The sequence below is a fragment of the Amycolatopsis sp. WAC 04197 genome (assembly GCF_003947475.1).
GTDB lineage: Bacteria > Actinomycetota > Actinomycetes > Mycobacteriales > Pseudonocardiaceae > Amycolatopsis > Amycolatopsis japonica.
In genome coordinates, this window is sequence record NZ_QHJK01000008.1 from 161,764 (window position 1) to 179,897 (window position 18,134).

The 18,134-nt window shown below is 68.9% G+C and carries 17 protein-coding genes; 4 read left to right on the plus strand and 13 right to left on the minus strand.

Features of this window, described 5'->3' with window-relative positions; translation table 11 throughout:
* Positions 1–27: 27 nt before the first annotated feature.
* The 4 genes from DMC64_RS27875 to DMC64_RS27890 form a co-directional block, all read right to left on the minus strand.
* Positions 28–2,073: an MDR family MFS transporter gene (locus DMC64_RS27875; RefSeq protein ID WP_125735924.1), complete on the minus strand. Its 2,046-nt coding sequence runs from the start codon at positions 2,071–2,073 to the stop codon at positions 28–30.
* A 98-nt stretch (positions 2,074–2,171) separates the two neighbouring features.
* Entirely contained in the window at positions 2,172–3,122 is a 951-nt protein-coding gene (locus tag DMC64_RS27880) for a DMT family transporter (protein ID WP_233629835.1), read from the minus strand.
* Positions 3,123–3,202: 80 nt separating this feature from the next.
* The gene (locus tag DMC64_RS27885; protein WP_125735925.1) at positions 3,203–3,712 is read right to left on the minus strand and encodes a hypothetical protein; all 510 of its coding nucleotides are present in this window, start codon (positions 3,710–3,712) and stop codon (positions 3,203–3,205) included.
* A gap of 9 nt (positions 3,713–3,721) precedes the next feature.
* A complete protein-coding gene (locus DMC64_RS27890; protein WP_125735926.1) occupies positions 3,722–5,881 on the minus strand; it encodes a hypothetical protein in 2,160 nt (719 codons plus the stop codon).
* A gap of 148 nt (positions 5,882–6,029) precedes the next feature.
* On the opposite strand from DMC64_RS27890, the gene DMC64_RS27895 reads away from it, so the two are divergent.
* Positions 6,030–6,449: a VOC family protein gene (locus DMC64_RS27895; RefSeq protein WP_125735927.1), complete on the plus strand. Its 420-nt coding sequence runs from the start codon at positions 6,030–6,032 to the stop codon at positions 6,447–6,449.
* Positions 6,450–6,461: 12 nt separating this feature from the next.
* On the opposite strand, the gene DMC64_RS27900 is transcribed toward DMC64_RS27895, so the two are convergent.
* The 6 genes from DMC64_RS27900 to DMC64_RS27925 form a co-directional block, all read right to left on the minus strand.
* Positions 6,462–7,508 (minus strand): YihY/virulence factor BrkB family protein, encoded by a 1,047-nt coding sequence (locus tag DMC64_RS27900; RefSeq protein ID WP_233629836.1) that lies wholly within the window; start codon positions 7,506–7,508, stop codon positions 6,462–6,464.
* 156 nt (positions 7,509–7,664) lie between these two features.
* Positions 7,665–9,263 (minus strand): ABC transporter substrate-binding protein, encoded by a 1,599-nt coding sequence (locus DMC64_RS27905; protein ID WP_125735928.1) that lies wholly within the window; start codon positions 9,261–9,263, stop codon positions 7,665–7,667.
* A 10-nt stretch (positions 9,264–9,273) separates the two neighbouring features.
* Positions 9,274–10,176, minus strand: a complete 903-nt coding sequence (locus tag DMC64_RS27910; protein ID WP_125735929.1) for a serine hydrolase — start codon at positions 10,174–10,176, stop codon at positions 9,274–9,276.
* Positions 10,173–11,561: a serine hydrolase gene (locus DMC64_RS27915; protein WP_125735930.1), complete on the minus strand. Its 1,389-nt coding sequence runs from the start codon at positions 11,559–11,561 to the stop codon at positions 10,173–10,175. Before DMC64_RS27915 ends, DMC64_RS27910 begins: the two co-directional genes overlap by 4 nt.
* 138 nt (positions 11,562–11,699) lie before the next feature.
* The gene (locus DMC64_RS27920) at positions 11,700–13,325 is read right to left on the minus strand and encodes a CdaR family transcriptional regulator (RefSeq protein ID WP_125735931.1); all 1,626 of its coding nucleotides are present in this window, start codon (positions 13,323–13,325) and stop codon (positions 11,700–11,702) included.
* Complete coding sequence (locus tag DMC64_RS27925) at positions 13,322–14,797, minus strand: amidohydrolase family protein (RefSeq protein WP_125735932.1); 1,476 nt, start codon at positions 14,795–14,797, stop codon at positions 13,322–13,324. The genes DMC64_RS27920 and DMC64_RS27925 overlap by 4 nt, the downstream gene beginning before the upstream one ends.
* 198 nt (positions 14,798–14,995) lie before the next feature.
* Here DMC64_RS27925 and DMC64_RS27930 point away from each other — a divergent pair, with 198 nt between their 5' ends.
* Positions 14,996–15,208, plus strand: coding sequence for a DUF3072 domain-containing protein (locus DMC64_RS27930; RefSeq protein WP_037339074.1), 213 nt, complete (start codon positions 14,996–14,998; stop codon positions 15,206–15,208).
* 105 nt (positions 15,209–15,313) lie between these two features.
* Here the strand turns inward: DMC64_RS27930 and DMC64_RS27935 are convergent, their stop codons facing one another.
* Entirely contained in the window at positions 15,314–16,108 is a 795-nt protein-coding gene (locus tag DMC64_RS27935; RefSeq protein ID WP_125735933.1) for a MerR family transcriptional regulator, read from the minus strand.
* A 78-nt stretch (positions 16,109–16,186) separates the two neighbouring features.
* Here DMC64_RS27935 and DMC64_RS27940 point away from each other — a divergent pair, with 78 nt between their 5' ends.
* Together DMC64_RS27940 and DMC64_RS27945 are read left to right on the plus strand one after the other, a co-directional pair.
* On the plus strand, positions 16,187–16,549 hold the full coding sequence (locus DMC64_RS27940; protein WP_125735934.1) for a nuclear transport factor 2 family protein: 363 nt from the start codon (positions 16,187–16,189) through the stop codon (positions 16,547–16,549).
* Positions 16,550–16,587: 38 nt separating this feature from the next.
* A complete protein-coding gene (locus tag DMC64_RS27945) occupies positions 16,588–17,418 on the plus strand; it encodes an SDR family NAD(P)-dependent oxidoreductase (RefSeq protein ID WP_125735935.1) in 831 nt (276 codons plus the stop codon).
* A 175-nt stretch (positions 17,419–17,593) separates the two neighbouring features.
* On the opposite strand, the gene DMC64_RS27950 is transcribed toward DMC64_RS27945, so the two are convergent.
* Both DMC64_RS27950 and DMC64_RS42740 read right to left on the minus strand, forming a co-directional pair.
* Positions 17,594–17,836 (minus strand): hypothetical protein, encoded by a 243-nt coding sequence (locus tag DMC64_RS27950; protein ID WP_125735936.1) that lies wholly within the window; start codon positions 17,834–17,836, stop codon positions 17,594–17,596.
* Positions 17,833–18,000: a hypothetical protein gene (locus DMC64_RS42740; RefSeq protein WP_158634261.1), complete on the minus strand. Its 168-nt coding sequence runs from the start codon at positions 17,998–18,000 to the stop codon at positions 17,833–17,835. The genes DMC64_RS27950 and DMC64_RS42740 overlap by 4 nt, the downstream gene beginning before the upstream one ends.
* Positions 18,001–18,134: the final 134 nt, after the last annotated feature.

Sequence of the window (18,134 nt, forward strand, 5' to 3'; positions counted from 1 at the left end):
GGTTCCGCGCCCTGAACCGCGCTCACCCTATCGCGACGCGGCGTGTTTCCCGCTGGGCTGGTCTTCGGCGGCCTGGTCCAGGATACGGTTCGCGACCCGGCCGAGCGCCGCGTCCAGTTCGTCCTGTCCTTCCAGGCCCCAGTCCCGCAGCCGTTCGGCCAGCCAGGCTTTCCAAGCCCGGATGAGCTTTTCGAGTTCGGCGCGTCCTGCCTCCGTGGTGGCCCATCCCCCGGATCTGAACGTCAGGTGGCCTGTGAATTCGAGGCGCGCAAAGGCGGCTTCGAACACCTCTGGCGGAACGCCGTAACGATCGCCGATCACGGACAGGGACGTCGGCTTGTTCCGGCGTTCCCGCAGGCGAACCTGCCCAAGGCACCACAATCCGCCGGCGTCGAGTTCGCAGCCGGACTTCATGATGACACCCGCCGAGGCCGCCTTCCCGTCGCGCGCCAGCAGGCGGCCGACGGCACGCTCGAGATCCTGATCCCCGTTGCCCGGCTCCGGCATCGCGAAACCGTCGCCGAGGTCCGGCGCGGCCGCCCGCGAGGTGTCCCGCAGCGGAACCTCCTTGAGGAAGAACGCCAAAACCAGCGCGACGAGCCCGACCGGTGCGGCATAAAGGAAAACCGTGTGCAGGGAATCGCTGTACGCCTGCACGTACGGCGCCGACACCGCGTCCGGCAAGGTGTGGAGCGCGTTCGGGACCTGGACGGCCTTGGGGTCGATCCCGGGCGGCAGCGGATGTTCCGCACCCGCCGCGGCCATGTTCGGCGCCAGCTGGTTGGCGTAGATCGTGCCGAAGACGGCCGCACCGAACGAAGAACCCAAGGACCGGAGGAAGGTCACCCCGGATGTCGCGACGCCCAGATCGCGGTAGTCCGCGGTGTTCTGCACGACGATGACCAGCACCTGCATGCTCAGGCCGATTCCCAGGCCCAGCACGGCGAAGTAGAGGGACATCTCCCAGAACCCGCTCGTCGGTGTCAGCCGCGAAAGCAGGTACAGGCCGAGCGTCAGCCCGATCCCGCCGGCGATGGGGAAGATCTTGTACCGCCCCGTCCGGCCGACCACGTTGCCCGCGAACACGCCGGCCACCAGCAGCGCGATCACCATCGGCAGCATCCGCACGCCCGAACTGGTCGCCGAGATGCCGTGGACGTACTGCAGATAGGTCGGCAAGTACGACAGCGCACCGAGCATCGCGAAGCCCACGACGAAGCTCAGGATCGCCGAAACGGTGAACACGGGATTCCGGAACAGCCGCATCGGCAAGGTCGGTTCCTTCGCGCGCTTTTCCGCGAAGACGAACAGCACCAGCAAGATCACCGAGCCGATCGACATCCCGATGATCGTCGGCGAGTCCCACGCGTACTGCGTACCGCCCCAGCTGGTGACCAGTGTCAGGCCGGTCGCGGCCAGTCCGATCAGCAGGATACCGAGATAGTCGATCACCGGCCTCGCCGCGGCCTTGACGCTCGGCATCGCGCTCGCCGCCACGATCAGTACCAGGACCGCGATCGGGACGTTGACGTAGAAGGCCCATCGCCACGAAAGGTGGTCCACGAACAGCCCGCCCAGCATCGGGCCGAGCACCGTGACCACACCGAAGACCGAACCCAGGACGCCCTGGTACTTGCCCCGCTCGCGCAGGGGCACGACGTCGGCCACGAGCGCGGTCGCCGTGACCATCAGGCCGCCCGCGCCCAGGCCCTGCACCGCGCGGGCCACGATGAGCCAGATCATGTCGCCGGCGAACCCGCAGAAGAACGAGCCCACCGTGAACACGATCACCGACAGCTGGAACATCAGCTTGCGGCCGAACAGATCGCCGAGCTTTCCGACGACGACGGTCATGATCGTCTCGGCGAGCAGATAGGAGGTGATCACCCACGACAGATGCCCTGCCCCGCCGAGATCCCCGACGATCGTCGGCAGCGCGGTCCCCACGATCGTCTGGTCGAGCGCCGCGAGCAACATCCCGAGCATGACCGCCGCGAACACCGCGTTCCTGCGTTTGCGGCTCAAGACCGGCGGGGCGGCGTCCGGCCCGCCGACCTCGGCGGTCGTGGTCATCGAGCCTCCCTCACGTCGGGCACTCAACGTAAGACAGGCCCCGGGTGCCGCGCACTTCGATGATCACTCGATCCGGTCATCTCGCCGGCTCCGACAGATCACTGTGGCGCCGGTTCCTTCGAGTGACGTCCCAGGCTGCCGATCGCGGCCATGATCAGCACGACACCCACGACACCGGCCACCGTCAGCCTCTCCCGCAGGAAGACCACGGCGATGAGGACGGCCGTCACCGGCTCGAGCAGCGTCGCCACCACAGCGGCACCGCTGGGGGTGGTCCTCAGGCCGGTGAACAGCAGCGCGTAGGCGAGCGCCATCGTCACGGCCCCCAGGTAGCCGATCAGGGCCCACGACCCGATGTCGGTCGTCCAGATCCCGTCGCCGCTCGACAACGGTATGACCAGTCCGGCGGGAACGAGGACCATCGCGGCGACGCAGGTGGTCGTCGTGGTCATGGTCAGCGTGTCGAGCCGCAGGGACAGCGGCGCGGCCGCCTCGGCGGAGAGGGCGTAAGCGGCCCCTGACACGAGTGCGGCGAACACACCCAAGACCGGGTACTGCGCTTCGCCTGCCGGGCTGCCGAACACACTGACCAGCAGAAGCCCTGACACCGCGACCGCGACGGTGAGGACCTGGCCGGCGGAAGGCGGGCGCCGACGCCGGACGCTGCCGGTGATCAGCAACAACACCGGCGCGAACCCGAGGCACACCACGGTGGTGATGCTCACCCCGGTCCACAGGACCGCCACGAAGAAGAACAACTGGAAGGTCGCCGTCGCGACCCCGACCACGGTCACCCGCCGCCAATGCAGCCTGCCGAGCCGCGCGCAGGCGCGCAACCGCCGCATCGCGGCGGCCGCGATCAGCAGGACGACAACGGCGAAGAACGCGCGGTAGCCGCCGATGGTGAGCGGGGAGAGACCTGAAGCGTCGTGGATCACGGGGATGGCCGGACCGATCGTTCCCCAGAGCATGCCGGCCAGGCACACCAGGACCAGCCCTCCGCCCTTGCCCGCGGACGTCTGGACGGGCTCGGATTCCGTCGTCGCCATACCGGCAGCATGTCAAAGAGGTGCACGACCGACTGCTTCGGGAAGCATCACAGGACCGCCACCGCCGCAGCGGCACACTTCTACGGCAGCATCAGGGCAAGCCATCCCCCGCAGGCCGCGGCGAGCGCGCCGACGACGAATCCCAGCCACCTCGGGCAGGTGTAGTCGTCGATGACGAGTTCTCGCACCAAGGCGATGAGCAGGCCGACCGTGCCGAACACGATGAGGACCACGTCCGTGGTCACGGTATTGCGCAGATCCACGACCGTGGTGCCCTTGCGCAGGAACACGATCTCGCCGGTCACCGTCGAAACCTGCACCACCACCGGAGTACCCGGCTCGGTATCGATCGCCTGCTGGCCGTTGCCGAACTCGAAGTCCCCGGCCGCGCCGCGGACGGTGATGAAATAGGTGAAGTGCGGCTCAGGGTCCTGTGACGACATGTGGGACTCTTGCCGGTGCGCGATGACCGTGCCCTCGACACTGGAGGTCGGCGCGTCCCGCACGTTCAGGTCGTGGACGGCGTAGGTGAGCAGGCCGGCCGACACACCGAACCACAGCAGTGTTGCGAAGAGCCGGATCACCAGCATCGCCGCAGCCTAGGGACAGCGCGTGCGGACGGGGAGGGCATAACCGCCCTCAGCCCCGCGCCGTGACGACGGCCGGGTATCCGCCGCGAGATGGTCTTGCAGTGTGGCGTGGCGGAATTGGTAGACAGGGCCGACCGTCCTGAGGATGTGCCGTTGGCGTGCGTCCTCGAGGAACCGCAGGAGCCGGAACGGTGTCCGGTACCGGACGGTGAGGTAGAGCTGGCCGCAGGCCGCTCGTATCGTCTTCGACAGCGCGGTCCACACCGCGACCGCGATCGCGGCCCCGATCAACGCGCCCATGACGGCTTCTTCCAGCCCGCTCCCGATGCCGCCGATCACACCGCCGATCAACCCGAAGACAAGCGCGCCCGCCAACGTGAAGGTCACGAGAAGCAGGGGCACGGTCGCCAGTTCGGCGCGCCAGAGGTTCACCGGGGTGGGCGGGTTGACGTCGTTTCGCCCTTGCTGGGCGAGGTGATCGAGAAGACCGACCGTCAGGCCGCCGACGAGGCCGACGGGCAGGCATACCGCGAGGCCTCCCGCGTATCCCGTGGCGAAACCGCCGGCGAATCCTCCTTGAGAACCCGCCACGACTCCGAAGCCGAGTCCGAGGGAAAGTCCCAGCAGGACACCGCGCCTGAGGTTCCTTGACCGGAATGAGCCACCGAGTGTGAGCGGGTACCTGGCGGCGGGCGCCAGGAACTTGATGGCGATGCCGATGCCGGCGGCGGAACCGAGGGTGACCCAGAACAAGTCGCCTGCCAGGGCGGTGATCAGGGCCGCCGCGGTCAGCGCGGCGGGAATCGTGAGCAGTGCCAGCGGTATGGCGGAGGCGAGGCGTCCGGACCACGGCGACCACGCGGTCATCCCCCACCAGGTGAAGTCGCGGGTGCGGTCTCGATGAAGTCTGCCGGCGATGACACCGAGGGTGCGCCGGACCGTGGCGGGGCTGTATCGAGACGGCTTCTGCCCGGGGCGCGCCGAGTAGGCGGCCGCGACCGCTTTCTCGAGGAGGTGCTGTGTGATGGCACGGGGGTCGGCGAACCGGTCGCCGAGCAATTCGTCGACGGCGGCGTCCAGATTCCCCAGCGGTGGGTAGATGTCGTGCAGAAGACTCACCCACAACGGGCTGCTCAACACCGACGCCAGGGGGCCGGAACGCTTGTCCTTGACTGTTTCGGCGATCGATCTCCACGCGGAGGGAGCCGGCGAGGCCAGTGGACCGAGTAGATAACGGACCGTTGCAGCGGGCGTCAACGGTTTCAGCCGTACCGCCACCGCGCCGACGAACAGGTGCTGCCGCGCGGCGTCGGCCATCTCCTCCGTGCGGCTGAGCAGTATCACGCGGCACGTCGCCTGCTCGCTGAGCGCTCGCAGCGCGATCGGCCGCAAGTTCTCGGGGATCTCGTCGAGCCCGTCGAGGATGACGGTGACGTGCCGCTCCAGCAAAGCCCGCGCATGACGCGCGCCCGCTCTGCCGCGAAGCAGAGGGACCAGCGTCAGCCTGCTCACCAGCCAGTCCACGACCGGAGTGGTCTCTGGATCCCAGCCGTGCAGAGTGAGGATCACCGGCACCGGAATTCGCCGCCGGGCCTCGGCATCGGACGCGGATTCGCGATACCGCAAGGCGTCGAGCTGCAGCAGCACAGCGGCCGAGCTCTTACCCGCCCCCGGTGGACCGACGAGGATCAAGCGTCCTGACGGAAGAGCACCGTAGATCTTGTGCAGCTTCTCGCGGTTGCCCGACCGCAGGTCCGCCGAAGTGATGGTGTCAAGGCCCGGCAAGGGCGGGAACCACGCTCCCGCGCCGCGAGGTGCCGTCGCGGACGCGACGCTCCCGGCGATTCCCTCCGACACGCCCGTCCACCGGATCGGCAACGGAGACGGCTGCATCAGGCCACGCTCCAACGCGGCCGCCATGCCTTGGGTTCGCATCGCCACCGCGAACCGATCCGACAACTCGTCGAGTCCCACCGAAGGCGGTGGGAGAACCGTCCTCCACAACGCGACGACACTGACAATCAGGCCCACCGCGGCGAGGACGAACTGCCCGTATGTGGCAGCGGCACTCCGGGCATCCGAGGGCAGTACGGCGACCTGGACAACCCACCACACCAGCGCCACGGCAAGCAGGCCGAGGCCGACCAGCAAACCCTGTCGTCTTTTCACTGACATTCCATCGGAATACGAACGTGCGGCATCACAAACCGACCGCCTACCCACTCGAATGGACCAACAATTCACCTGAAACCTGTGTGAGGCCTGTGAGAAGGTGTCCGAACTTGAAGGGGGTTCCGAAGCACGAGGGCGTTGGTACATGACGAGCAGGCTGGAATGGACGACGATCGACAGCGTGGATCCGCGGCGGCTGGCCGAGTTCTGGTGCGGTGTCCTCGGGTACGTCGTCTACGAGGACAGGGGTGAGGTCGTCGAGATCGGGCCCGACCCCGAGGTTCCGGACGCGGATCGGCTCGCCGATCTGCGCCGCGGGCCGGCCGTACCGAGCATGTCGTTCGTCCGAGTGCCCGACGGCAAGAGCGGCAAGAACCGGGTGCACTTCGAGATCACGCCGATCGACGGCGACCAGCGCTCCGAGCTGGACCGGCTGCTCGCGCTCGGCGCGTCGACCGTGGACCTCGGCCAGGGCGAGAACCGTTCATGGGTCGTACTGGCAGACCCGGAGGGCAACGAGTTCTGCCTCGCGCGCAGCCTCGCGCCGGGCGAGTTCGAGCTGTAGCAACCGGCCGGGTCAGCCGGCACTGCCACGGCCCTCCGCGACGGTCCCCGGAGGCTCCGTTGTCACCTGCGCGGTGTCGTCGTCATCGAATGCGCGGGTATCCCGCGGTGGCAGGAGAGGCTCCCGCTCGGAGGGTTGCCCGGTCTCGATGCGCTGGCCCCGGGCGAGTTCGGCGTCGAACTCCGCCCCCAGCAGCACGGCGATATTGGAGATCCACAGCCACACCAGGAACACGATCACCCCGGCCAGCGTGCCGTAGGTTTTGTTGTAGGAGCCGAAATTCCCTACATAGAAGGCGAATCCGGCCGAGGCCAGCACCCACACCACCACCGCCAGCACACCGCCGGGGCTCAGCCACCGGAATCCCGGGTGTTTCACGTTGGGTGCGGCCCAGTACAACAAGGCGAACGCCAAACTCACCAAGAGCGCGATCACCGGCCATTTCGCGATGTCCCACACCAGCACCCCGGCCGACCCGACGCCCAGCAGTCGCCCGACCCGCTCGGCCACCCCACCGGTCGCCACCACACCCACCGCGCACACCGCGAGCAGCACCACTACCGCCAGGGTCAAAACCAGGCGCAGCGGCACCGTTTTCCATATCGGCCGCCCTTCGGGCATCTCGTAGATCGCGTTCGAGGCTCGCATGAACGCACCCACATATCCGGACGCCGTCCACAGCGCCCCCGCGATACCCACGATGGCGACCGGTCCCGCCAGCCCTTGAGACCGGCCCACCTCACGGATCGCGTTGACCAAGATCTCACGGCCCTGTCCGGGAACCAGCGTGTTGATGTTGTCGATCAGCGTCTGCGTCGCCGCCGGGCCCAGCAAACCCAGCATCGCGGTGAGCACCACGATCGCCGGGAAGATCGACAACACGCTGAAGTAGGTCAACGTGGCAGCCCAGTCGGTCAAGTTGTCCCGCTGGAACTGCTTGACCGTCCGTTTCAACACCTGCCACCACGAACGCTTCGACAGATCCGTCGGGCCCTCGGGCTCGTCCTCCCCCGCCCGATTCCCGGTGACGCCACCCTGCCGCACTCGTCGTCGCTCCACCGCGCTGCACCTCAGCCCACGATCGGCACTGCTCTCCACTCAAAGCCAGGTACCCCGATCTCGCTTCGCTAGACCTCGGCTTCTCGATTTCCGAGCCGACCGGCCCGAGCGGTGTGCATCCGAAGAACTGGCTGACCTCGGGGGCTGATCCGTTCATCAGGCATACATCCGGATCGACGACGGCTGGAGGAAGGTGTTCGAGATCTCGAACCGCGCCTTGTTCCCGAAGGTCGGGAGTACCGAGTTCGCGAACTGTGCGACGTCCTGGTCTTCGAACAGCGCCGTCTCCGCGGCCAGCCAGTCCGGGCAGCCCGCGGTCCCGACCTGGGTGGCCGCCTTCGCGACCAGCGCGTCGTACCGCGGGTTGTCGATATGCGCGAAGTTCGTGCCCTCGGGCGGGCGGTTGCCGGAGACGAACGGGGTCAGCTGGCTCGGCAGGTTCAGGCTGACCGGCGCCATCGAGAGGTCCCAGTCGCCGGAGGCGAACAGCGTCTGGCTGGTCGCCGGGCTGTCCAGGCCCTTGAGTGTCACGTCGACGCCCGCCTCCTTCCAACCCCGCTGCATCAGCTCGGCGGCCGGTGTCATGGTCGCTCCGATCTGCGTGCCGTAGATGGCGGTCAGCGCGAGACGTTTGCCGTCCTTCGTCCGGATGCCGTCCGGTCCCGGCTTCCAGCCCGCCGCCTCGAGCGCGGCCTTGGCCGCGGCGAGATCGAAGCCGGGGATGTGCCCGGTGGCGGAGTCGCCGGTGCACGCCGCCGGTTCCATGGTGATCAGACTCCGGACGGGCGCGCCGGCGTCCCTGGTCAGCACCTTGGCGACCTGGGCGAGGTCGACTGCCTGCACCAATGCGCGGCGCATCGTCTGGTCCGCGCCGAACCGACCGGGTGCCTGGTTGAACCACAACTCGCCGAGTGCCACGGTCGTGTCGGCGTGGAACAGCCCGCGTGCCCGCAGCCGCTGCTGGTCCGGCCCGACCACCTGGGCGGCGTTGAGCTCGCCGGACAGCAGCAGGTTCGTGACGGTGGTCATGTTGGGGATGACCCGGATGATCACCTTGTCCGGCAAGCCCTTCTGCCGCGGATCGAAGGTGCCGGGGCCCCAGTGGTAGTCCTTGCGCCGGGTCAGCGTGTAGTGGTCGTTCGGGACGATCTCGGACACGGTGAACATGCCGGTGCCGTTCTCGCCCCTGGCCAGCGTCGCGCGGTCGGCGAGGCCCTTCGCGCAGACGATCGGGATGTTGCCGATGTTGCGCAGCAGGAACGCGTCCGGTGCCCCGCTGGTGACCTTCACCGTGCCCGCGGAATCGTCGGCGACCGCTTTCGTGCCCACCTTCACCGTGTTGCCCGCGATCGGCGACTTGTTCGCCGGGTCGCCGATGAAGTCGATGTTCGCCGCGACGTCCTTCGCGGTGAGCGGGCTCCCGTCGGGACAGGTGATGCCTTCGCGCAGGGTGAAGGACGCGGTGGTCGTGGTGGCCTCCCACCGCGCCGCGAGGCCGGCCTCGGGTTGTCCCTTGCCGTCCACGCCGAGCAACCCGTCATAGAGGTAGCGGCCGATCTCGCCGGCGATCGAGAGCACGGTGAGCGCCGGGTCGAGCGTCCCCGGATCCGAGCCGACGGCATAGGTGAAAGTCTTGCCGTCGGCCAGTGGCCGGTTCGCGTCCGGGTCCGTGCCGGAGGGCGCCGGTGCGGAGCACGCGCTCACGGTCAACGCGACCACGACCGCCGTCACGGCGGTGTGCCGGGCAGTTTTCATGGGAATTCTCCTACGGTGTCACGTTCTCGGCGGCGAGGTGGTCGAGCGCCAGCCGGGCGGCGGCGCCGATGGACGCGTCGACCTCGGGAAGGCGGCCCTCGAAGGAATGGGCGCGGGTGAACACCGCGACCGCGAAACGGCGGCCCTCGGGCAGGGTCACCACTCCCGCTTCGTTGCGGATGCCCGGCAGCGTCCCGGTTTTCGCGGCTATCCGCACATCGGAGGGGAATCCGGCGGACAGCCGGTGCGGCCAGATCTGCTGGGCCATGATCGTCCGAACGCGTTCGCAGGCCTCGGGTTCGCCCGCCCGGTCGGTCCAGATCGCGTCCAGCAGTTCGGTCGTCTCGCGCGGTGTCGACGAGGTTTCCCTTTCCGGGTCGCACATCGACAGGTTCCGCAGCTGTTCGCCGGTGGCTTCGGCCAGCAGCGCGTCGATTTCGGCGAGGTCGGTCCCGCCGAGTTCGGCGAGCCCGATGCGGAACGAGTCCTCGCAGGAGCCGATCAGGCGGGTACGGGTCAGCCCGAGGTCGGCGACCACCCGGCAGATCGTCTCCTGACCGATCCGGTTCCAGATCAGGTCGGTCGCCGCGTTGTCGCTCATCGTGAGCATGAACCAGGCGAGGTCGCGCCAGGTCATCTCGACGTCGTCGGCGCAGCCCGCGGTGCCGATGCCGCCGATCCGGTACCGCGCGGTCACCTTCGTGTACTCGGTCTCGTCGAGCCGTCCGGCCACCACTTCCCGGGCGTACGCGAGCGCGATCGGGATCTTGAAGACCGAGGCGAGGACCACTTGATCGTCGGCGCCGACCGACACCTCGGCACCGTCCGGCACGCCGATTTCCCTGGCGTGCAGCGAACCTTCGGCCCCCGCGGCGGCGAACACCGCCTCGATCCGTTCGCGGATGTCGTTCACCGGGTCACCCGCCGGTCCGCGCGTCCGGTGTGGAGGAACCGGGCCCGGCCGGTGCCGTCGTCGCCGACGAACTCGTGGGGCATGTAGGCGCCAGGGAGTTCCGGGACGACGGCGACGAAGGTTTCGCCATGCCACGGCAGCAGTTCGACCGTGCCCGAGGGCTCGTCGAGTTCGGCGAACTCTCCCTTCGGGGTGCGCCGGAGCCAGAGCCTGCCACCCTCCTCGGTGACGACGGTGGAGACGACCCTCGACGAGTATTCGCCCACGTACCGGGAAAGATCGGCCGGCACCGCCGCGGGATCCGGCTCGGGCAGCGGTGGAACCGTGATACCGGCGAGTTCGTGCATCAGTTTGGTGGCGACCTCGTGGTAAGCCCGCAACGCGGCCCCTCCGTTGGTCAGCAACGCGAACGCGACGTCGCGCTCCGGCGCGACACGCAGGAAGGCGGACTGGCCGATCGTGCCGCCGTCGTGGCCGATCACCGTGCCGCCCTGCCAGCCGAAGTCCGCCCAGCCGAGGCCCCAGTACGCGCCCATGACGCCGAGATCCGGTACGGCGATCTGCCGCTCGCGCATGGCGCGCACCGACTCCGGCGACAGCACCTGGGCACCGTTGTCGGCCTTGCCTTCGTTCAAGTGCATGCGGGCGAAGGTCAGCAGATCGCGCGGGCACATGACCAGCGTCGCCCCGGCGGGGGCGTTGGAGCGGGCGAGCGACCAGACCTTCGTGGGCACCGGCCCGCCACCCGTTTCCGGCAGGTCGTGACCGACCGCGACGCGATGGCGGACGGCGTCCTCGGCGCCGCAGCCGGCGTGGGTCAGGCCGAGCGGGCCGATCAGCCGCTCGCGCACGCAGTCGTCCCAGTACTCGCCTCGCAGCACCTCGACGATGCGGCCGAGCACGCAGTAGCCGGCGTTGCTGTAGGAGAATCGCTCGCCCGGTGGGAACAGCTGCGGCACTTCCGCCAGCAACGGGATTAGCTTCGCCACCGCGTCCTCACCGGTTCCGGTGTCGGCGAAGACGTCACCTTCGAACCCGCCGGTGTGACACGCCAGCTGCCGGACGGTGATCGTGGCGGCGGCCTGCTCGTCGGCGAGCCGGAACTCCGGCAGGTAGTCGCGCACGGGGCGGTCGAGGTCGACCAGGCCCTCGTCGACCAGCTGCATGATCAGCGTGATCGTCCAGACCTTGGTGATCGACCCGATCTGGAATACCGAGTCCTTTGTGGACTCCACCCCGGTGCTCGTGTTCAGGACACCCGCCGCGTGCTCGACGACCTCGCCGTCGGCGAGCACCGCGATCGCGGCACCGGGGACCCGGTGCCGGTCCAGCAGGACGGCGAAATTCTCCCGGAGCCAGGTATCGATTTCGGAGATCTTCGACATGTGCACCTCTTGTCCGGTGTGGATGGTCCGGCGTTGCGGGAATGCTAGGTCCGGTGGAGGCGCCGGTTGTTCGTCCGGATCGAGGAGAGCCGCGGGAGAAGTTCGTCCGCGCGGAGGAACCCCGGGATCGGTGGTGTCTCAGGCCGTTTCGGGCCGCGTGCCGTGGAGCAGCAGATGCAGCTGCACCATCGCCGCGAACCGGTCCCTGGGGTCGTCGAGGTCGATGCCGCCTATCTCGGCCAGCCGGCGCAACCGGTAGCGGAAGGTGCTCGGATGCACATAGGCCGCCGCCGACGCGGCGTTGGTGTCCCCGAACGAGTCGAGCCAGCACCGCAGCGTGTGCACGAACTGGGACTGGTGTTCGCGGTCGTAGGCCAGCAACCTCGCGATCGGCCCGGTCGCGACGTCGCCGCGGGCCGCGGAAAGGTCCGCCAGTTCGAGCATCAGCGCGTCGATGTGCGCGTCCTCCGCCGTGAGCACCCGCTTGGCGCCGCCGTTGGCGAGCAGCACCCGCAACGCCCGGTCCGCCCCGACGCGAGAGTCGTACAGGCCCGAGCTGTCGAGCGCCGTCGGTCCGACGCCGATCGTCGCGGAGACCCGGTGCCCGATTCGTTCCAGGAACGCGGCCGCGACGCGCACCGAGCGTTCCTGCTGATCACCGTGGTTCCCGGGCACGATCCCGTACACGACCTCGCCGATGAGCGCGACCGCCGATCGCGGCTGGACCGCGCTCAGGTGAAGGGCGAGCGCGTCGGCGACGCGATGGCGTTCGGTGGCGAGCCGGGCGTCGTCGTCGGCCGAGTCGAGCAGACCCATCGCGAGCACGACGGCGGGCCGGCCGAGCAGGCCGAGGCGCGCGACGGCTTCCGGGGCCCCGCGCCCGCCTTCGAGGGCGGTACTCACCAGATCGGCTCGCAGCCGGCGTTCGACATCTTCTCCGGCGCGCAGCCGGAGCAGGTGCAACGCCACGATCTTCGTGGCGTCCACCAGCGCCGCCGCACGTTCGTCGCTCAGCGCGTGATCGACCACGGCCCAGATCGAGCCGAGCACCTCATCGCCGGCCCGGACGGCGGCCACCGCCCTGGGACGGTTCTCGCCATCGTCGTCCGGATAGAAATAGACCGGTCCCGTCTCGTGATAAAGACGGTCGAAGAAGCCACTCTCGGCCAAGCCCCGGGTGTACCGCTCCGGCACCTGGCGGCCGAGGATCGTTTCGACCCGCGGCGGATCGGTCTCGTCCTGGCGGCCGGAGAAGGCGAGCACTCGCGAGTCACGGTCCTCGATGGTGATCGGCGCGTCGAGCAACGCGGCGATCGCGTTGGCGAGCGCGAACAGGTCGCCGGTCGAAATTCCGCCGAGTGCCTGCGGAGAGACGTCGCCGACGTCGCCCTCGGCCAGCAACGTACGGAGCATCGCGGCCAGTTGCGTCCACGACGCCCTGCTCGCCAGGCCGACCAACGCCACCCCGGAGGCGGCGGCCGCTCGCGCCAGCTCGGCCGGGGCGGAGACCGGCGACCGCACGACCAGCGCGGACGCACCGCGTTCGCCGAGTTCGTGCAGCAGCTTCACGATCTCACCGGATTCGCGCACCCCGACCCCGAGCACCACGGCCCGGTCGGGGAACTCGGCGTCGTCGTACGGGTCGTGGATCACCACGCCGCCGAGGGGACGCCGGGTGTCCCGGCCGACCGCGAGCGGCTCGAGGAGCACGTCGCCGAGTGCTTCGATGACACGGTTCAGACTCGTATGCGGTTTCGCGTTCACCGCGGTTCACCGCGCAGCGGTCTGCCGGGGAACGCGTCGGTGAGCAGTCGCCCGTCGCGGACCACCGGAGTGCCCGAGACGAAGAGGTGCCGGACGCCGAGCGAAGGCCGGGTCGGGTCGAAGTACGAGGCGGTGTCGGTGATCGTGGCCGGGTCGAGGACGACGATGTCGGCGTCCGCGCCGACGTCCAGCCTGCCCTTCGCCCGCGCGGCCGGCGCGACCTCGTCCAGCACCCGCGCGGGCAGATAGGAACAGCGGCGGAACGCCTCCAGCCAGGTCCAGGTGCCGGTTTCGCGCACCATCAGGCGAAGCGCCTTCGAGAACGTCCCCGCCGTGCGCGGGTGTGTCACCCCGCCTGGAGGAAGCGGCCATCGGGTGCTCTCGCCGGTGCCGTCGGGCCAGTACACCGGCATCGCGTCGCTCGCGATGATCGAATCGGGGAAAGCGAGCGACCTGTGCAGCAGAGCCCGTTCTCCCGGATCCTGCTCGTCGAGTGACTCGAGAAGGCACGGCGCTCCCGGCGTTTCGCTCCGGACCTGCCGCAACCGCGCCTCGTCGGCGATCCGCTCACCGGTCTCCAGCAGCACCACCCGTGTCGGATCGAGGCCGTTCATCCGCAGCCGCTCCGGGGCGAGGAAGAACGCACCGACCGCGGTGCAGCCCGCCCCGTAGGGATATGCCTCCACCGTCACCCGCGACCCGGCGGAGCGGGCGGCCTCCAGCGCGGCGAGCACCCGGTCGACATGGTGCCCCGACGTGCTGTTGACGTGACAATGGTGCATCGCCGCCCCGGTCTCGGCCGCGGCGATCGCGATCTCCTCCGAACCGTCGACCGGCGTGTCCGGGTCGACCTCGACCAGCTCGCGGACGTGCGTGTACGTAGGCGCTCCGGCCCGCTTGGCAAGCCTCGCCAAGGCCAGGAACTCGGCCGGGTCGCTGGCGGGCGCGTACCCGAGGAGCACGCCGACGCCGAGCGCACCCGCCGCCAGCTCGTCTTCCAGCAGGGACAGCCAGGAAACCAGTTCGGGTTTCGACGAAGACCGCTGCCAGGCCGGATCGCCCAGTACCGAAAGCGCGGTGGCGAAGTTCGCGTCCGGCTCGACCCCGGCCAGCACCTTCGCCCGGGCGGAACCCCAGGAAGCGGAGAAACCGTAGTGCAGCGGCCGCCCCGCCGAGGCCGCCTCCGCGTACGCCCGGCCGACAGGCATCATCCCGGCCTCCAGATCGAGCGCCGTGGTGACCCCGTCCATCGCCTGCAACCGGTGACCCGCGATCGAATGCACGTGGCTGTGCAGATCGACGAAACCCGGCCCGACGAGGTATCCGGCGACGTCGATCGCGATCTGGTCCTCGGCCTCCGGCAGGCCCGGTCCGACGGCGACCACCCTGCCGTCATCGACCAGCACGTCGGCGGTGCCGTCGAACCCGGTGGCCGGATCGACGACGCGACCGCCGCGCAAGAGCGTGCGCATACCTGCCCTCCTAGCCTCGTTGGCGACGACACTAGGTCGATCCGCGGGCGGCCCGTTCGTCCCGCACGATGAATCCCGGCGAGAATTTCCTCCGCGAGCACGAACTCCGGGACAGGTTCGCCCCGATGCGGGGAGGTGTGGCTTCCCGCCTGGCGGGGTATTCGCCGCCTGATCATGTGCCCAGCCGAAGGACGTCAGATGAGCGACAACACGCAGCCGAGCGACACTCCGAGCCCGGAGAAACCCCGCGAAGACTGGGCGACCGGCGACGAGCCGATGACCGGGCCCCAGCGCTCCTACCTCGGCACCCTCGCCCAGGAGGCGGGCGAGACGGTTCCGGAGGGCTTGACCAAGGCGGAGGCGTCAGAGCTGATCGACCGCCTCCAGAACCAGACCGGACGGGGACAGTAAGGGCCAGCAGGGTCATGCCGAGGTTGCGCAAAGCTCCTTGCGGCGAAGCCGCAGCTGTCGGCGACCCTGTCCAGCGACCCCAGGCCCGGCTTCGCGCAGAGCGCTTCAGGTGACGCGAAAGACCGGCCAGCCGATCTCGGTGCGCCACGCAGCCGGATCGCCGGTGTCACGCGGGCCGACGAGGTAGACCTCCCGCACCGGCCCGGCCACCGACATCGCGTTCTCCACCACCCAGGTCCCGAGCTCGCCGTAAGTGACCTCGACGCCGTCGTGCACACCGACGTGGGTGGTGACGGCCAGTTCCGCGGCCGGAAGAGTCACGGGGTGCACGCGTCCGGTGTGAGGTGGCGCGGCGGTCGGCAGGTACAGGAGCGCGTGACCGCGCTCCTGTTCGAACAGGGCGTTGTCGTAGTTGCCACCCAGGGGGCCGGTCGCGGCGGCGCCGACGGCCGCCTCCAGCTCGGCCACCGCGCCCGCGAACCAGGCATCGACGTCGCGATGCCCGACCACGGCCTCCACCGCCGCGACCGTCCGGGCGGGCTCCGCGCGCAGCTCGACGTCGATCGGCGCGGGGTCGGGCCGGAGCAAGCGCCGCAACGACACGACCGCGGCCCGGGTGCGGTCGAGCACGTCCTCGAGGCGTTGCAGGTGATCCGTGACCAGAGCCGCCCGGACACCGGGATCGGGGGTCCTCAGGATGCGCTGCACATCGTTCAAGGGGACGTCGAGTTCACGGAGCCGGTGAATGACCTGCGCGGTCGGGATCTGGTCGACACCGTAGTAGCGGTAACCGGTGGTTTCGTCCACCACGGCGGGTTCCAGCAGGGCCGCCTCGTGGTACCGGCGCAGTGTCCGCACGCTCAGGTGGGTCAGCCGCGAAAACTCCCCGATGCTCAGCATCCCCTCATCCTGGACCCTCCCCCTGGGAGAGAGTCCACGGCTTGACCCTCCCACGCCGCGAGGCCACACGATCGACTCATGACACCGCACACCGACCTCCTGTCCGATCTGCTCCCGACCACCGTCCGCGAGTTCTTCGCCGCCCACGTCGTCCACGACGCCGACACCGCCTCGTCGTTCCTCACCGAGGACGCGGTGATCATCGACCAGGACGAGACCTTCCACGGCCGAGAGAAGACCCACGCGTTCCTGCGGGACGCCGGGACCGAGTTCGAGTACACGACCGAACAGATCGGCGCCCACCGCGCCGACGACAATCACTGGGTCGTGACCGTGCGGCTCGAAGGCAACTTCCCCGGCGGCGTCGCCGAGCTCGACTACCGGTTCACGCTCCGGGACGACCGCATCGCCGAAATCGTCATCGCCAACCACACGGCCTGACCGAACCCGCGCACGTCGATCTTGAATGGAGAAAAATCATGAAGACTTGGTTCATCACCGGCGGGACGCCCGGAGGGTTCGGTCTGGTCTACGCCGAGGCCGCACTGGAGCAGGGCGATCGAGTCGCGGTGACCGTGCGTCGGCCTGCCGAGCTGCGGGAATGGGCTGAGCCTTACGGCGACCGCGTGCTGGTTCTCGAGCTCGACGTCACCGATGCCCAGCAGGTGCGTGCGGCGGTCAAGGCGGCGGAGGAGCGGTTCGGCGGAATCGACGTGCTCGTCAACAACGCGGGCCGCGGCTGGTTCGGCTCGATCGAAGGGGCCCCTGACGAGACGATCCGCCGCACGTTCGACCTCAACCTGTTCGCCGTGGTCGACGTGGTGCGTGCGGTCCTGCCGGGTATGCGGGCACGCGGCGGCGGTTGGATCGTGAACATGTCGTCGGTGGCGGGCCTCGTCACCGCACAGGGGTTCGGCTATTACTCGGCGGCGAAGTTCGCGGTCGAAGGACTGTCGGAGACGCTGCGGCTCGAGGTCGAGCCGTTCGGTGTGCGGGTGCTCGTCGTAGAGCCGGGAGCAACCCGCACCAATGCCTTCGCCGACTTCCAGGACCAGCCCGTCAACGAGGTCGTCGACGCCTACGTACCGATGGTCGAGAGCGTCAAGGCGGCGTTCGTGGACCACAACGGCAAGCAAGAAGGCGATCCCGTGCGGGGAGTGCGGGCCGTGCTCAGCGCGATGAGCGCACCCGTTCCGCCGCGCCGGATCGTGCTCGGCAACTCCGGCTACGACGTCGTCACCGCGATGCACGAGAACGCCCTCGTGGAGCTACGCGCCAACGAGAAGCTCTCACGCAGCACGGACTTCTAGCCCAGCGGCTGCGGGCCGCTCGTGCTCAGGTTGCTGCGCAAGGACTTCGGCGATGATGTCGGTGATGGCGTGGTGGGCGGAGCTACTGCACCCTGGAAAAGAACCATTCGCTTGCAGCAGCGCGGTGTCGAAGTAGGTCGACGGGGCCGACCGCGCGTTCAGGCCACGCGGGAGTTCAGTCGTGGTGATGCTTCCGCGCCAGTTCCGCCGTCGCTTCGGCGATCTTCCGTTCCAAGCTCGGCTCGTCGGCGAGCAAGGCGAGAATCTCGTCAGCGCTCAGCTTCAGCAGCCTTCCGCTGACCTGCGCCGCCAGAACGGGCTGATACCTCTGCACGCGAGGAAGCAAAGCTTCACCGAGCCAAACCTTGCGCTGTTCCGGCGTGAGGTCGGCGGGCATCTCGTCCTGGGGCGAACTCACGCCGACCGCCGCACCCGGCCGGTCGACGCCACCAAAGCCGCGCACCGCGACAACGAGATGTGGCGACGGCGCGCCATCTCCCGCAGTTCGCCACCAGCCCGTTCACGGCTGACGCCTCGAGCGACCAGAATGGCCTCCGCCCGCTCGACATCTCCAACGGGCACGATCGCTTTCCTGCGAAACAACACTGCGTTTCCTCCGGCGGCACTTCACGACGACTCAAGGCGTTTACCCACGATCCGCGGAATCAAACCAGGGATCCCATGAAAGGAAACCTGGCTGGACGGTGTTTGACGAG

What these genes read in the sequence shown, in the direction of transcription:
- DMC64_RS27875 (WP_125735924.1), bottom strand. Translation starts at nt 2,073, where the DNA reads ATGACCACGACCGCCGAGGTCGGCGGGCCGGACGCCGCCCCGCCGGTC.
- DMC64_RS27880 (WP_233629835.1), bottom strand. Translation starts at nt 3,122, where the DNA reads ATGGCGACGACGGAATCCGAGCCCGTCCAGACGTCCGCGGGCAAGGGC.
- DMC64_RS27885 (WP_125735925.1), bottom strand. Translation starts at nt 3,712, where the DNA reads ATGCTGGTGATCCGGCTCTTCGCAACACTGCTGTGGTTCGGTGTGTCG.
- DMC64_RS27895 (WP_125735927.1), top strand. Translation starts at nt 6,030, where the DNA reads ATGACGAGCAGGCTGGAATGGACGACGATCGACAGCGTGGATCCGCGG.
- DMC64_RS27930 (WP_037339074.1), top strand. Translation starts at nt 14,996, where the DNA reads ATGAGCGACAACACGCAGCCGAGCGACACTCCGAGCCCGGAGAAACCC.
- DMC64_RS27935 (WP_125735933.1), bottom strand. Translation starts at nt 16,108, where the DNA reads ATGCTGAGCATCGGGGAGTTTTCGCGGCTGACCCACCTGAGCGTGCGG.
- DMC64_RS27925 (WP_125735932.1), bottom strand. Translation starts at nt 14,797, where the DNA reads ATGCGCACGCTCTTGCGCGGCGGTCGCGTCGTCGATCCGGCCACCGGG.
- DMC64_RS27940 (WP_125735934.1), top strand. Translation starts at nt 16,187, where the DNA reads ATGACACCGCACACCGACCTCCTGTCCGATCTGCTCCCGACCACCGTC.
- DMC64_RS27905 (WP_125735928.1), bottom strand. Translation starts at nt 9,263, where the DNA reads ATGAAAACTGCCCGGCACACCGCCGTGACGGCGGTCGTGGTCGCGTTG.
- DMC64_RS27915 (WP_125735930.1), bottom strand. Translation starts at nt 11,561, where the DNA reads ATGTCGAAGATCTCCGAAATCGATACCTGGCTCCGGGAGAATTTCGCC.
- DMC64_RS27945 (WP_125735935.1), top strand. Translation starts at nt 16,588, where the DNA reads ATGAAGACTTGGTTCATCACCGGCGGGACGCCCGGAGGGTTCGGTCTG.